Source organism: Citrobacter sp. VF227 (assembly GCF_052950715.1).
This window is the reverse complement of sequence record NZ_JBRFVF010000002.1, coordinates 152,496-167,050: the sequence shown is the minus strand read 5'-3', so window position 1 is coordinate 167,050 and position 14,555 is coordinate 152,496. Positions and strand designations below refer to the sequence as shown.

The 14,555-nt window shown below is 51.3% G+C and carries 15 protein-coding genes, 1 tRNA gene and 1 pseudogene; 8 read left to right on the top strand and 9 right to left on the bottom strand.

Annotated elements, in window-relative coordinates:
- The first annotated feature begins 14 nt into the window (after positions 1-14).
- Complete coding sequence (locus ACU8YC_RS08295; protein WP_151225160.1) at positions 15-629, top strand: TfoX/Sxy family DNA transformation protein; 615 nt, start codon at positions 15-17, stop codon at positions 627-629.
- Here the strand turns inward: ACU8YC_RS08295 and yccS are convergent.
- Both yccS and ACU8YC_RS08285 read right to left on the bottom strand, forming a co-directional pair.
- Positions 607-2,760 (bottom strand): YccS family putative transporter, encoded by a 2,154-nt coding sequence (gene yccS / locus ACU8YC_RS08290; RefSeq protein WP_151217952.1) that lies wholly within the window; start codon positions 2,758-2,760, stop codon positions 607-609. The two genes, ACU8YC_RS08295 and yccS, sit on opposite strands and share 23 nt — an antisense overlap.
- Before the next feature lie 18 nt (positions 2,761-2,778).
- The gene (locus ACU8YC_RS08285; protein WP_016152485.1) at positions 2,779-3,225 is read right to left on the bottom strand and encodes a YccF domain-containing protein; all 447 of its coding nucleotides are present in this window, start codon (positions 3,223-3,225) and stop codon (positions 2,779-2,781) included.
- 125 nt (positions 3,226-3,350) lie between these two features.
- Between ACU8YC_RS08285 and helD the strand changes: the two genes are divergently transcribed.
- Positions 3,351-5,405, top strand: a complete 2,055-nt coding sequence (gene helD, locus ACU8YC_RS08280; protein WP_446895203.1) for a DNA helicase IV — start codon at positions 3,351-3,353, stop codon at positions 5,403-5,405.
- A 31-nt stretch (positions 5,406-5,436) separates the two neighbouring features.
- Here helD and mgsA read toward each other — a convergent pair whose 3' ends face one another.
- Positions 5,437-5,895: a methylglyoxal synthase gene (gene mgsA / locus ACU8YC_RS08275; protein WP_114682373.1), complete on the bottom strand. Its 459-nt coding sequence runs from the start codon at positions 5,893-5,895 to the stop codon at positions 5,437-5,439.
- A gap of 92 nt (positions 5,896-5,987) precedes the next feature.
- Positions 5,988-6,650: a curli synthesis inhibitor gene (gene csgI, locus ACU8YC_RS08270; RefSeq protein ID WP_151217953.1), complete on the bottom strand. Its 663-nt coding sequence runs from the start codon at positions 6,648-6,650 to the stop codon at positions 5,988-5,990.
- A 172-nt stretch (positions 6,651-6,822) separates the two neighbouring features.
- Here csgI and ACU8YC_RS08265 point away from each other — a divergent pair, with 172 nt between their 5' ends.
- Entirely contained in the window at positions 6,823-7,236 is a 414-nt protein-coding gene (locus tag ACU8YC_RS08265; protein ID WP_151217954.1) for a CoA-binding protein, read from the top strand.
- A 67-nt stretch (positions 7,237-7,303) separates the two neighbouring features.
- Here the strand turns inward: ACU8YC_RS08265 and hspQ are convergent, their stop codons facing one another.
- Entirely contained in the window at positions 7,304-7,621 is a 318-nt protein-coding gene (hspQ, locus tag ACU8YC_RS08260; protein WP_043015794.1) for a heat shock protein HspQ, read from the bottom strand.
- Positions 7,622-7,678: 57 nt separating this feature from the next.
- Positions 7,679-8,890 carry a 23S rRNA (cytosine(1962)-C(5))-methyltransferase RlmI gene (rlmI, locus tag ACU8YC_RS08255; protein WP_286545175.1) on the bottom strand — a complete coding sequence of 404 codons (1,212 nt, stop codon included), beginning with the start codon at positions 8,888-8,890 and terminating at the stop codon, positions 7,679-7,681.
- A 214-nt stretch (positions 8,891-9,104) separates the two neighbouring features.
- On the opposite strand from rlmI, the gene ACU8YC_RS08250 reads away from it, so the two are divergent.
- The 3 genes from ACU8YC_RS08250 to yccX are packed head-to-tail and all read left to right on the top strand — an operon-like array spanning position 9,105 to position 10,784.
- Positions 9,105-9,653, top strand: coding sequence for a YbhB/YbcL family Raf kinase inhibitor-like protein (locus ACU8YC_RS08250; protein WP_187252698.1), 549 nt, complete (start codon positions 9,105-9,107; stop codon positions 9,651-9,653).
- 14 nt (positions 9,654-9,667) lie between these two features.
- Entirely contained in the window at positions 9,668-10,456 is a 789-nt protein-coding gene (locus ACU8YC_RS08245; RefSeq protein WP_151217957.1) for a helix-turn-helix domain-containing protein, read from the top strand.
- 46 nt (positions 10,457-10,502) lie between these two features.
- Positions 10,503-10,784, top strand: a complete 282-nt coding sequence (gene yccX / locus ACU8YC_RS08240; protein WP_151217958.1) for an acylphosphatase — start codon at positions 10,503-10,505, stop codon at positions 10,782-10,784.
- On the opposite strand, the gene tusE is transcribed toward yccX, so the two are convergent.
- Positions 10,781-11,110 carry a sulfurtransferase TusE gene (tusE, locus tag ACU8YC_RS08235; protein ID WP_446895202.1) on the bottom strand — a complete coding sequence of 110 codons (330 nt, stop codon included), beginning with the start codon at positions 11,108-11,110 and terminating at the stop codon, positions 10,781-10,783. The genes yccX and tusE overlap by 4 nt on opposite strands.
- Before the next feature lie 88 nt (positions 11,111-11,198).
- The gene (gene yccA, locus ACU8YC_RS08230; protein WP_016152501.1) at positions 11,199-11,858 is read right to left on the bottom strand and encodes an FtsH protease modulator YccA; all 660 of its coding nucleotides are present in this window, start codon (positions 11,856-11,858) and stop codon (positions 11,199-11,201) included.
- Positions 11,859-12,127: 269 nt separating this feature from the next.
- Here yccA and ACU8YC_RS08225 point away from each other — a divergent pair, with 269 nt between their 5' ends.
- Together ACU8YC_RS08225 and ACU8YC_RS08220 are read left to right on the top strand one after the other, a co-directional pair.
- Positions 12,128-13,756 (top strand): ABC transporter substrate-binding protein, encoded by a 1,629-nt coding sequence (locus ACU8YC_RS08225; RefSeq protein ID WP_446895201.1) that lies wholly within the window; start codon positions 12,128-12,130, stop codon positions 13,754-13,756.
- A 142-nt stretch (positions 13,757-13,898) separates the two neighbouring features.
- Positions 13,899-13,986 (top strand) — tRNA-Ser (locus tag ACU8YC_RS08220).
- Between the two features lie 43 nt (positions 13,987-14,029).
- Here ACU8YC_RS08220 and ACU8YC_RS08215 read toward each other — a convergent pair.
- A pseudogene (locus tag ACU8YC_RS08215) lies at positions 14,030-14,271 on the bottom strand (hypothetical protein).
- Positions 14,272-14,555 lie beyond the last annotated feature (284 nt).

The following is a 14,555-nucleotide window of genomic DNA, read 5'->3' as shown; positions in this document are numbered from 1 at the left end:
TTAAAAGGATTTTTATGAAAGAACTTTCTTATGCAAGGATCTATAAATCTCAAGAATATCTGGCTTCTTTGGGGGCGATTCACTATCGCTCATTGTTTGGCAGCTACAGTCTGACTGTTGGGGATACGGTCTTTGCCATGGTTGCCAGCGGTGAACTATATCTTCGGGCATGTGAGCAGAGCGCTCAGTACTGTGTAAAAAACTCTCCTGTCTGGCTGACATTTATCAAGCGCGGACGTCCGGTTGTACTCAATTATTACCAGGTGAACGATGCCCTGTGGCAAAACCAGCCGCAGTTGGTGATGCTATCACGCTATTCGCTGGATGCAGCTGTTAAGGAAAAACAGAGCCGCTTTGCACAACATCGTCTGCGGGAGCTACCCAATATGACGTTTCATCTGGAGACTCTGCTAAATGAAGCAGGAATTAAAGATGAGGGGACATTGCGTTCGCTGGGAGCACAAATGTGCTGGCTGAAACTTCGGCAAAATAACCCCGCCTTGACGGTAAAAATACTCTACGCCCTTGAAGGAGCTGTCGGGGGAGTGCATGAAGCTGCGCTCCCGGCGACGCGTCGCCGGGAGCTGGTAGAGTGGGTGAGTTCTCTTACGTCGAAACTGGGGTATTAGAGGGCAGCACGGCAATTTGCTGCTGTAATCGCCGGATCTCCGGGAGTAAGGCAATCAATAGTCCAACTTGCTGTATGACCAGTGGCTCTTTACTGTCCGAACGCGGCTCAAGACGCTGAATTCGCTGCTTCAGTCCCTCCAGTGCCTGGTATACGCGCTGCTCGTCAGCGGGTTGATGGTGAAGCGCATCATCAACATAGCAGACGGCATCGTCTAGCAATGCCAGGACCTCCGGATTGGTTAGCTGTTCGCGATGCGCGCCCAATGCGGAAATATAGCTGGTAAACGTATGGTTCAGACACAGCAAGCGGAACGCCGTTTCGCGCGTTTGGGCCGTGACGTCCGGTTCGCTCGACATGTTCGACACCACGGAGGCCAGTTCCGCGTCACGATTGTGCGCGTCCCTCCGGGCGATACGGTATGTAAGGCGATTATCGCGACCCTGATGATATTGTTCGAGTATTGCATCAAGATAACGACAGTTTGCATCAGTCGCCCGTTCAATCACCCGCGGCAGATTACGAAAACGCCAGTCTGGCCAGATAAAACTGACAGCAGCCCAGGCGATAGCGCAACCAATCAGCGTATCAATGACACGCGGCAGTGCGACCTCAAAACCTTCACCAAGCAGGTTAAAGCACAGTAGCACCAGCAGCGTGATAAACATTGTGGCATGCGCATACTGGACGTTGCGAAAAGCAAAAAACAGTACGCCGGTGATCACTAAAAGTATCAATTGCCCTTCGAGAGAAGGCACAAACCACAGGATCGGTAAACCAATAGCGATCCCGACGAGTGTACCGATAATCCTCAGCGCCAGGCGATGTCGCGTTGCGTTGTAGTTTGGCTGACAGACAAACAGGCTGGTCAACAGGATCCAGTACCCGTGGTTCATACCTGTTATCTGGATAATGGCATAGCCGACGCAGAGCACCAGCGACATACGGATAGCATGGCGAAACAGGGCGGACTCGGGCGTGAAATTACGACTCAGACGTAACCAGATATCACTGAACCCATGCGGACTGTCATCAGCAAGCTGATTTTCAGACTCATTGCGTGAGAGTACCTGAGCCTGTTCGGACTCAATAGTAGCCAACTGGGCATCGATGGCTCGCAGATTCGACAGCAAAAATCCCAACGTGTTGAGCAGATCGGCTGGCTCACCACTGGCACGCATGCGCTCAAGCGCAGCATCTATATGGGTGAAAACGCGCTCAAAGTGTGGGTCGTGCTGATAAGGTGTGCGCAATAAAATACAACGGGACAGCTGTGAACAGGCTTGCCCCTGCATCGACATCAGACGCTGGAAGCGGAACATCACATCGCTGTGGCGGAAATGATCGCGCAGCGTTTGGTACTGAATATGCGAGGAGCTGGCGCGTTCATGGATATCCTGCGCCACAAAATAGTAATGTAGCGTACGCCGAGTTCCCCGTTGCCCGCGGTCGCCGCGCAGGCGAGTCAGTAACGACACCTTCGTCTGGTTTAACGTCGCCATCAGTTGCCCATTCGCGAGAGCTAAATCATACAACGGTGCCTGGCTTTCATCTTCTATATCGGGATCAAACAGACGCGATTTCAGTTCCAGATAGTGCGCTAACTGTTCGTAGCTACGTGCCAGATTATCCTGCAAGGGACGGATGGGGAACAGAAGATGCCCGGTCAGTGTTAACAGGTTGTACCAAATAGCGCCAGCGAGCAGCAGGATCGGTTGCTGATACCACTGATCGTAAAGCGAAGTGCCAAGCATCGTGTAAATGGCGATCAGCAACGCGCCAAAAGCGATGGTTGCATAGCGTTGACCTAATCCACCCAGTAATATAAAGCCGCTGGTGGAGAGCGTTAACCCAATGGCAAACAGCCATGGCCATGGGAAGAGCAGTTCGACAGAAGCCGAGGCAATAAAAAAGCAGACCAACGTAATAATCAAATTGCGTAGCCGGCCTGCAAGACGATCGTCCAGGTCGGTCAGTGCTGCAGCAACCATACCCAGCGTGAGCGGGATGGTTAGTTTAACGTCGCCCAGCCACCAGGGCAGTGCCGTTGTGCCGCAGAGCGCGATAAAAATCCGCACGTAGTACAGCCAGGTGCTGTTCCAGGTATAGCGTTTGAGCAGAGGACTTAACATAAAGGCCATCGGTCCTGATTATTCAAAGCGACGACGCGCATTGGCTTCACGTGCTGCACGAGCAACTTCTACTGATACCACCCGGCGACCAACTGGCCAGAGTGCAATTGCGGCGATTTTAAAATTCGCGATGCCAACCGGAATACCGATGATGGTAATGCACTGGGCAATACCGGAGACAATGTGCATCAGGCACAGCCACCAGCCGAAGAAAATCAGCCAGAAAATATTGAGCACTGTGCCGCCGGTATTCAACAAAACGTTTTTACCTGCCGGGTTCAGTTCATCGACATGAATTGCTTCGTTGCCATAAGGAAACAGCGAGAGTCGGGTTATCTCCCAACATGAACGGGTCAAGGGTAGAGTAAAAATAAGCACAATACTGACCAGCGTAGCCAGTAACCAGGCTAAGGTGGTGGCGAAGCCCCCGAGCACAAAATTTAAAATATTCAGAACAGTACGCATAAACCCTCGGTTAACTCTGGTTTTCTGTGATTTCGGCAATTGTAACGTTTTTTTGGGCTGGAGCACGTTTTCTCTGGCGGTTACACTGATAAGTAAACCTCTTCGTGTGGATCCGCCTGAGTCTTATGGAACTGAAAGCAACTTCTCTTGGAAAACGTCTGGCACAACACCCTTACGATCGGGCTGTTATTCTCAATGCCGGGATTAAAGTTTCCGGCGATCGTCACGAGTATCTTATTCCCTTCAATCAGTTACTGGCTATTCATTGTAAACGCGGCCTGGTATGGGGCGAGCTGGAGTTTGTGCTCCCGGATGATAAGGTGGTGCGACTTCACGGTACAGAGTGGGCGGAGACGCAGCGTTTCCATCACCACTTGAACGCACTCTGGCAGCAGTGGAGTCAGGAAATGAGCGCCGTCGCTGCGGGAGTTTTACAGCAACAGCTGGATGCGATCGCGGCACGTACCAGTGATAACAAATGGCTGACGCGCGAACAAACGACAGGGCTGCAGCAGCAGATCCGTCGTGCCTTTGCCGCGCTACCACTTCCAATCAACCGACTGGAAGAATTTGATAATTGCCGTGAGGCGTTGCACCAATGCCAGGCATGGTTGAAGGACATTGAAGCCTGTCGCCTAAAGCACAATCAGGCCTATACCGAAGCAATGCTGGAAGAGCATGCCGAGTTTTTCCAGCAAATTGAATCCTCACCGCTGAATCCGGCCCAGGCGCGTGCTGTGGTCAACGGTGAGCAATCCTTATTGGTCCTTGCAGGGGCGGGAAGCGGCAAAACATCCGTATTGGTCGCTCGTGCGGGCTGGTTGCTTGCGCGAGGAGAGGCAGCGGCTGAACAGATCCTGCTGCTGGCGTTTGGACGAAAAGCGGCCCAGGAGATGGACGATCGGATCCGTGAACGCCTGCATACGCAAGACGTCACCGCGCGCACGTTTCATTCGCTGGCGCTGCACATTATTTCGCAGGGCAGCAAAAAAGTTCCGACGGTTAGCAAGCTGGAAAATGATGCCGCCGCTCGCAGTAAACTCTTTATAACGACCTGGCGTCAGCAGTGCAGCAAGAAAAAAGCTCAGGCCAAAGGCTGGCGGCAATGGTTAGAAGAAGAGATGCAGTGGTCTGTACCCGAAGGCAACTTCTGGGATGACGAAAAATTACAGCGCCGTCTGGCTTCCCGGCTGGATCGTTGGGTTAGCCTGATGCGTATGCATGGCGGAGCGCAGGCGGAGATGATTGCCACTGCACCAGAAGAGATCCGCGATCTGTTCAGTAAACGCATTAAGCTGATGTCGCCCCTGCTCAAGGCCTGGAAGAGTGTGCTGAAGGATGAGAATGCCGTCGATTTTTCCGGGTTGATTCATCAGGCTGTCGTTATTCTGGAGAAGGGGCGGTTTATCAGCCCGTGGAAGCACATTCTGGTCGATGAATTTCAGGATATTTCACCTCAGCGTGCCGCTCTGTTAGCCGCCCTGCGTAAGCAGAACTCACAGACTACGCTGTTCGCCGTGGGGGATGACTGGCAGGCCATTTATCGCTTTAGCGGGGCGCAACTTTCGTTGACTACCGCTTTTCAGCAAAACTTCGGCGAGGGCGATCGTTGCAATCTGGACACGACTTACCGTTTTAACAATCGTATTGGTGAAGTTGCAAACCAGTTTATCCAGCGAAACCCTCACCAACTTACGAAACCGCTCAACAGTCTGATGACCGGTGATAAAAAAGCCGTCACGTTGCTCGATGATAATCAGCTGGATCTGCTGCTGGATAAGTTGTCAGGGTTTGTGAAGACTGAAGAGCGGATTTTGGTGTTGGCGCGATACCATCATCTGAAACCAGCGAGTCTGGAGAAAGCGGCCACCCGCTGGCCTAAGCTACAGCTGGACTTTATGACTATCCATGCCAGCAAAGGACAGCAGGCGGATTACGTCATTATTGTGGGGCTTCACGACGGTAATGATGGTTTTCCAGCTCCGGCCCGCGAGTCGATTATGGAAGAGGCGTTGCTCCCGGCGGTGGAAGATTTTCCGGATGCAGAAGAGAGACGCCTGCTGTATGTGGCGCTAACACGTGCGCGGCATCGGGTATGGCTGCTATTTAATAAAGAAACACCCTCATGCTTTGTTGATGAGCTTAAGCAACTGGATGTTCCGGTTATCCGAAAACCCTGAAACGCAGGCGGCGGTAGCCACCTGCTTGGGATCATTTGAGGCGTTCTGCAAGATAGCGGGCGTAATCTGGGATCAAGATGTCCGCAGCATCGTTGAAGTTTGGCGACTGAATAATAAAATCGGCCGTCGACACGTTGGTGGCGACCGGGATATTCCATACCGTCGCCAGACGCAGCAGGGCTTTGACATCCGGATCGTGTGGTACGGCGTTGAGCGGATCCCAGAAGAAGATCAGCACATCAATTTTCCCTTCTGAAATGAGCGCGCCCACCTGCTGGTCACCGCCCATTGGGCCGCTCAGCATGGCGTTGACGTCCATTCCGGTCGCGCGTTGGATTAAGTTTCCTGTCGTCCCGGTGGCATACAGAACATGCTTTTCCAGCAAGGGTTGGTGGCGTTCCACCCAGCTCATCAACATCTTTTTACAGTGATCGTGTGCAACCAACGCAATATGCTTACGCGCTGGCAATGTGCGAGTCGTTAATTCCATAGTACAGCTCCCAAGTTAACCTGGTTACAGAGTACTGGAAGCGCTTGACGCTGCAAGAGAAAGACCAAAAAAATGCGATGCGAAGATAAATGTCATGAAGGAGGTTGTTTTTGGGCCCATTGCAAAAAGTTACTTCGCGTTTGCGCGTCAGCCTGTTGGAACCAATATTTTAAGCGCTGTTCGGTCAGCGTTTGCGACTGAGGCGGCACGCGATCCAGTTCAGAAACCCCGGATAGCAGAGAGCTGTCATCGGCCATCATTGTGGCGAATTGTGGCAACGAAGCATGTTTAGCCGCTTTGTTATAGCGTTCTGTTTCCATTTCATAATCCACGGTTTTCGCCGTGGAGGTGATGGACAGAATATCCAGCTTGACGGGGATAGGCATAGAGTCCCCATCCAGCAGTTCCACGCGGGGAACCTCATCGAAACGAGCGGCATCCAGCTCATTGTTCAGACGCGGGAGGTGAAAATTAACCTGACTGACGAGTTGGGTATCAAAGCTTATGACCAGCGGGGATGAGATATAGAGACGTTCTTCGTGGCTGGACAGACGAATGGATTTTTCTACGCGAAACACGAGCTGGTGCCGACCATTTTCCAGCTCAATACTGTCGGCACCACGTAGTAATGAGCTGGAGACTTTTTTTCCGTCGAGCACCAGCAGGTCAATATCATTTGACAGACGTAAAGAGGTAGCAAAAACGGTTACCGGCAAACACAGGGCTATTAAGGCTGTCACAATGCCGGTTTTCATAGGTTTCTCCTGACCAGAAATTATCTGTATAAGATGTATCTAAATTTTTCGATAATCATGTTTACTAACATATAGACATATTTTTGAGTTTAGCTCTCATACGCCAGTATGGGATAAATGGTTGCGTGCTCAGGTTTGTCGTACACTTTGCTAAACAGCCTGGAGGAAAACGATGAAAGAGACCGATATTGCTGGCATTTTGACAACGACCCGCACGATTGCACTGGTGGGAGCAAGTGATAAACCCGATCGCCCAAGCTATCGGGTCATGAAATATTTACTTGACCAGGGCTATCACGTTATCCCTGTTTCGCCGAAGGTTGCCGGGAAAACGCTGCTGGGACAACAGGGCTATGCGACGCTGGCGGATGTGCCTGAGAAAGTGGATATGGTTGATGTCTTTCGTAATTCAGAAGCGGCGTGGGGCGTTGCTCAGGAAGCTATCGCCATCGGTGCGAAGACACTGTGGATGCAGCTTGGCGTGATTAACGAGCAGGCGGCCGTGTTGGCGCGTGACGCAGGGCTGATGGTGGTAATGGATCGCTGTCCGGCGATTGAGATCCCGCGTTTGGGGTTGGCGAAGTAAATTCGTGCGGATGATTGGATACGAATCCGGCCTACGACAGATATCGTTGTAGGCCGGGTAAACGCGATCAGTTACGCAGGCGTGGAGCCTGAAGCTGTTTACGGATTGTTCGCGCCAGTTCATCCATTGACGGTTGCTCCGGATGTTCTTCCTGTAGCTCGCTACTCAGCTGTGCTTCGGCCAGATACGTATGTACGGGCAGGCCATTATCGTCTTCCATCACCACGTGATACCAGGGAGCGGCGCGAAGTTCGTCGTTAACCGCCAACTCATCGGCTGACGGCTCATCAAGCGAATATTCCGGGTCGATATCCACGACCACTCCGAGGTAACCTAACAGGGAATGGCGGACCTGCTGGCCGATACCGAATTTGCTGGCAATCATAGTCACCTCCCGGGAAATAGATACCCTCTATGTAAGGGTAATATTCCACTTTTCAAGTTACATGATGCGACAGGCAAACCCTTTCAGATACAGCCCTTCCGGGTAGGTAGCGATCACCGGGTGATCGGCGGCCTGACGGAACTGCTCTATAAATTGTACATCACGACCAGCATCTATTGCGGCATCAGCGATGATTTTCTGAAATAAATCGGTGGTCATCAGCCCGGAACAGGAGAAAGTCAGAAGTACGCCGCCCGGATTGAGTAATTGAATCGCCAGCATATTAATGTCTTTATAACCGCGGCAGGCACCCATCAACTGGCTTTTGTTTTCGACAAATTTAGGCGGATCCATGACGATGACATCAAATTTCTCACCGCGATCGCGATAGGCGCGCAGCAGTTTGAACACGTCATCACGCACGAACTCGGCTTTGTTCAGATCCAGTTTGTTCAGTTCCACGTTCTGGCGGGCAATATCAAGCGCCTCTTGGGAGGTGTCGACGCTGACTACCTGACGGCATCCACCCATTAATGCTGAGACAGCAAAGCCGCCGGTATAAGAGAAACAGTTCAGGACACGTTTGTTTTCCACGTAACGACGCGTGGCCAGGCGACTGTCGCGTTGATCGAGGTAATAGCCAGTTTTGTGACCGTGCTGAATATCAACCAGTAGCTTCATGCCGTGCTCTTCAATCGGCAGCAGAGCAGGCGGCAATTCGCCTGTTACAGGCCCTTGGGTCAGCTCCATACCTTCTTTTTTGCGCACAGCGACATCGCTACGGTCATAAATTGCGCAGTCCGGGAAAACAATTTGCAAGGCGCTGATCAGCGCCGCACGTTGATATTCAGCACCAGCGCTGAGCAACTGCAATACCAGAAAGTTACCAAAGCGGTCAATAGTGATGCCTGGCAAGCCATCAGATTCGCCAGCGATCAGACGGTAGCTGTCCAGGCCATCTTTGCTTGCCAGCCAGTCACGCCATGTCTGTGCTTTCTGCAGACGACGAGTGAAGAAATCAATATCGATGGATTCAGACTTGTCAAAGGTCCAGACGCGCGCGCGGATCTGTGACGCAGGTGAGAACGCGCCGCGCGCTAACCATTTACCCTGGTGATCAACAATATCAACAGTTTCACCAAGGTTGGCTTTGCCTTCCATACGGGCGACAGCACCGGAAAATACCCACGGATGGCGGCGAACTAAGGACTTTTCGCGCCCTTTGGCTAACACTAAACGAGGATAATGTAGAGTTGTAGATTCAGTCATGCGGAGCAACCTCTCACAAACAGTGACGCGGGCTGGAGTAAAATACCAGCCTGAAACCATTAAAATAAAATGGCGCGTAGAGTAGCACAGATGATGAGGTCAATCATCAGCGCATGGCGCTGAGCGTTTCGGCACAAAACGCTATCGCAGAGGCACAGTTTCTTTTATGCCCACCGTTTACATTGCTATTTCTTAATGAGAAAAAGGAAATACAATGAAAGCTATCTTCTCTCTGGCTACCGCCGCCATTGTCGCGCTGAGTTTTGATGCCTCTGCAGCCTCGGCGTTTCGCCTCACCAGCACCGACATACCCGCTAACCTGCAATTAACGCAAAAACAGGTGTTTAAGGGGTTTGGCTGCAGTGGTGACAATATCTCCCCGCAGCTGAGCTGGCAAAATCCGCCAACTGATGCCAAAAGTTTTGCCATTACGCTGTTTGATCCCGATGCGCCAACGGGAAGCGGCTGGTGGCACTGGACCATCGTGAATATTCCGGCACAGGTGCATTCGCTTCCTGGCGGGGCCAGCACGAATAAGATACCCGCAGGAGCTGTTCAGGGACGTAATGATTTCGGTTATGCTGGATTTGGGGGCGCCTGCCCGCCGCCGGGCGATAAACCTCACCGCTATCAGTTTACCGTGTGGGCGTTAAATACCGACGCGTTGCCAATTGACAGTAATGCCAGCGGCGCGCTGGTCGGTTTTATGCTGAACAGCCATGTGATTGCCAAAGCTGAATTAACCGCGACGTACGCAAGATAAAAGAGGATGAACGGGTGCAGGATGTACATTTTCGCCATAACAACCTTACCACCGCAGAGGTGCGTTCCGGCCATTTGCACCGCCTGCACCGGGTAAAACTGTTTTCTGCTGCTATTTGCCACATTACGCAGGGAAGTAAGGTCATTATTCAGGACGAAAACCGCCTGGTTGCGGGGCCGGGCGAGCTGATTATCATCCCAGCCAATACGCCTCTGGAGATTATTAATCAGCCGGAGCAGGGGGCATTTCGCTCGGATTTGCTGTTGCTGTCGACAAATATCATTACCGCGTTTAAAAATAACTGGGTCGAGGATTTCCCACCGGCAAAGTTGACATCGCTCTGCACGCCCATGAGCAGCGGTTTGGCATTTATGTGGGAAAGCTTGCTGGATGCAGTACGCCAGAATTTACCGGCAAAATTGCAGGAGCATCAGGCGATGGGATTATTGCTGGCGTTACTGCACGATGGTGTGGCGGGACCACTGCTTATCGAGCGTCGATTTAATCTAACCGAACAGGTGCGACAACTTATTATGTTATCCCCTGCTAAGCTATGGACAGCTCAGGAAATTGCCGGTCATCTTTCCATCGGTACCTCAACGCTACGCAGACGATTGCAGATGGAGTCGCAGAGTTATCGGCAAATCGTAGAGGAAGTGCGTATGTCCTGCGCACTCTCTCAGCTGCAATCGACCACGCTGCCGATTGGTGAAATTGCGTTACGCTGTGGTTATCTGTCAGGTTCACGGTTTACCGCAAGATTTCGCCAGCATTATGGATGCCTGCCGAAGCAGGTGCGTTGAGGCATCGGGAACTGTTTCTTCATTTATGTTGATAAGGAGAACCGCCATGTCGAAAGTCTGCATCATCGCCTGGGTTTATGGCCGGGTTCAGGGGGTAGGATTTCGCTACACCACCCAGCATGAAGCGCAACGCCTCGGACTGACCGGCTACGCAAAGAATATGGATGATGGCAGCGTAGAGGTTGTTGCCTGTGGCGAAAGTGAGCAGGTGGAACAACTGATGAAGTGGTTGAAAGCCGGAGGACCGCGTAGCGCCAGAGTTGACCGGATCCTCAGCGAACCGCACCGCCCTGGCGACGAGCTAAAAGGATTTAGTATCCGCTATTAAATGCATTTCACCGGTTTCGGCAGGCCGGCAATTTTAGTCGCCTGCTTAGCCGGACCTTTCGGAAACAGGCAGTAGAGATAACGGCTGTTGCCTTTCTCTTCGCCAAACTTGTTGGCCATCGCTTTTACCAGCATGCGTATAGCGGGGGAGGTATTAAACTCCAGATAAAACTCGCGAACAAAACGCACAACTTCCCAGTGTTCCGCGGACAGCGTAATACCTTCGTTTTCGGCAATGGCAGCCGCCAGCGGCTCGCTCCATTCGGTAGTATCTTTTAGATAGCCTTCGCTATCGGTACTGATTTCTTTACCTTCAAAGATCAACATAATTTGTCACTGCGTTAGTCAAACTGGCGGCAGTTTACCAAAAAAGAAAGCCCCGCATAAGCGGGGCTGGATAATGCGTGTTGACACCTTAATCGCGGCTGGCGAAGCCCAGAATGCTCAGCAGGCTGACGAAGATGTTGTACAGCGAAACGTACAGGCTAACGGTGGCACGGATGTAGTTGGTTTCACCGCCACGGATGATATTGCTGGTTTCAAACAGGATTGCGCCTGAAGAAATCAGGATAAACACCGCGCTGATCGCCAAATGTAACGCCGGCAGCTGCAGGAAGATATTCGCAACCATACCAATCAGCACCACCACGATACCTGCCATCAGCATACCGCCGAGGAAGGACATATCTTTACGCGTGGTCAGCACATAGGCCGAGCAGCTGAAGAAGACCAGCGCCGTACCGCCCAAAGCCATGGCGATAACATCACCCATGCCTGCAGACAGGTAAGTGTTCAGTATCGGTCCCAGAATGTAGCCCAGGAAACCGGTGAAAGCGAAAGCGGACAGAATACCGACCGGTTTATCCGCCGTTTTATAGGTCAGGAACATCAGACCATACATACCCACCAGCGTCAAGATAAGTCCCGGAGAAGGCAACATCAGTACGGTACTGGCGGTCGCCGTGAGCGCTGAAAACGCCAGCGTAAGGCTGAGCAGGAAATAGGTATTGCGCAGCACCTTATGTGTGCTGAGTAGCGATGTACGATCGCGTGAAGAACTAATAATACGATCCATGAGTCACTCTCTTATGACAGATGTAATTAATGATGAAGGATAATGAAATCAAGGGGAATGACACAGCGGTTTTACCCATCTTTACGCATTTTAACCCGCCAGGCTTAAGCATATTATTTCAACAAAAGCTCCCTAATCAGATGTTAGCACTGTATGTGAAAAAATGTCAGATCCACCTCTGCCAGGTAACTGAAAAATATTGCGTTATTCCCGAATCTCTCTGACAGTGACTGAGGTGTCTACAAAAACAGAGCGATAAGGTAAAGGGAATGATTCAACACAAATCGAAGATATTGACGTTTACGCTGTTGGCTGTCTGTTTGATGTCTATCAACGGCGTGACGAGGGCGGCAAATGTGCCTGCAGGTACACTACTTGCAGAAAAACAGGAGCTGGTCAGGAACAACGGCAGTGAGCCAGCGTCGCTGGATCCGCATAAAGTCGAAAGCAACGTTGAGTTTAATTTAATCAGTGATATGTTCGACGGGCTGGTGGCAGTTAAGCCGGATGGCTCTATTGAACCCCGTCTTGCCGCGTCCTGGGAGAACAAAGACAACACCGTGTGGACCTTTCATTTGCGTCCGGGCATAACCTGGTCAGATGGGTCAGCTATTACCGCGCAGGATGTTGTCTGGAGCTGGCAGCGTCTGGTCTCTGTACAAACGGCTTCCCCTTATTCTTCGTATCTGGGCAATATGCATGTTGCGAACGCCGTCGATATTGCTCAAGGGAAAAAAGATCCTGCCATGCTAGGAGTCAAAGCCCTCGATGATAGCACGCTGGAAATTACTCTTACGCAGCCGACGGCGGCGTTTCTGGCGATGCTGGCGCACCCGTCTCTGGTTCCACTGGATAAAGTGCTGATAGGCCGCTTTGGCGATAAGTGGACCCGACCAGAACATTTTGTCAGTAGCGGACCGTACAAATTGTCGCAGTGGGTGGTCAATGAGCGCATTGTTGCCGAGCGTAACCCACATTACTGGGACGATCAGCACACGGTCATTAATAAGGTTACCTATTTGCCTATCAGTTCAGAGTCTGCTGACGTTAACCGCTATAAGGCCGGTGAAATTGACATCGTGTATAGCGTACCGGTCAATCAATTCGCGCAGCTGAAAAAGACGATGGGTGATGAACTTCATGTCTCACCTCAGCTTTCAACCTATTACTATCAGTTCAATACGACCCGAGCGCCGTTTAATGACCCGCGCGTGCGTCGTGCGCTGAATATGACGTTAGATAAAGACATCATTGCACAAAAGGTAATGGGGCAGGGGCAACGCGCGGCGTGGCTTATCAGCCAGCCGGAAATAGGGGGAGTACAACTGCATGCGCCGGAATATGCGTCGTGGCCGCTTGAAAAACGTATCACTGAAGCGAAGAAGCTGCTGGCTGAAGCCGGTTTTGGCCCCGAGCATCCGCTTAGTTTAAATCTGCTCTATAACACGTTTGAAACCCATCAGCGTATTGCTATTGCCGCATCATCAATGTGGAAGAAAAACCTCGGCGTAGAGGCGAAGCTGCAAAATCAGGAATGGAAAACCATGCTGGACACCATGCATACCGGTAATTTTGACGTCGTACGTTACGCGTGGATCGCTGACTATGATGATGCTTCAAGTTTCCTCAACATCTTCCGTACCGGAGATAGCGAAAACACCACCGGCTACAGCAATCCCGCCTTTGATGAAGCGATGCGTAATGCAGCGAAAGCAACTTCGCTCCAGGAGCGAGGCAAATATTACCAGCAGGCTGAAGACCTTTTAGGGGCAGATATGCCAGCGATTCCGGTTTACCACTATGTTCGCACGCATCTGGTGAAGCCGTGGGTGGGGGGATTCGCACCGGATAACCGCGGAAACTACTACACCAAAGATATGTACATCAAAAAACTTTAAGCGCTGGAGCCCGTATTTGTGCTGAATAAACGGTCAATTTGTTGTTATTTAAGTCAATTGACAGCATTTTGGCTGTTTTTCAGGCAAACGAACACATTGGTGCTTTACAGGTCCGTTCGGGATGTTTATAGTGCGCCTCATTGGAAGCGTGGCCGAGTGGTTGAAGGCACCGGTCTTGAAAACCGGCGACCCGAAAGGGTTCTAGAGTTCGAATCTCTACGCTTCCGCCAAATTCGAAACCCAAGTCGTTATGCGACTTGGGTTTTTTGTTTTTTATCCGTTTCCATTATGAATACCCAGTATGCCATTGCCGTCCGGATTGCACTGGAGGGCATGAGAATTCATCAGACTTAGCATTCCGACTTCCCAGAGAGCTTGTTCATTTGACGACAACAGTACAGCTGAATCTGTGTTGTCTTCATTGTTATCGAAAATGATCCTGCTGTTGCAACAGATGTTGCCCTGCAGCCAATCGTTCAGATATTGAGAGCGGTTTCAGTGGTTAATTGCGGCATGAAAATAGCTGGTGATTACTGAGGATGGTTACCAGTCGAAGGTGGCAAAGCCAGGCAGTACTTAGCCCGAGGTCGGTTCTGTGAGAAAGATGATCTCGTTTAATATGTGATTTTTTCACGATACAAATACTAACCGGTGATTTCATGATGTGTATATCCTCGCGTTCAGTGGAGCAGCGCAGACAGACCCTTTGCAGTATTGCCTTTGGCGCTTGACCTGCGTCCGTGAATATGAGGCTGGCAGGTCCCTCACAGGCCAGATACCGTTGTGACGGCCTCTTACC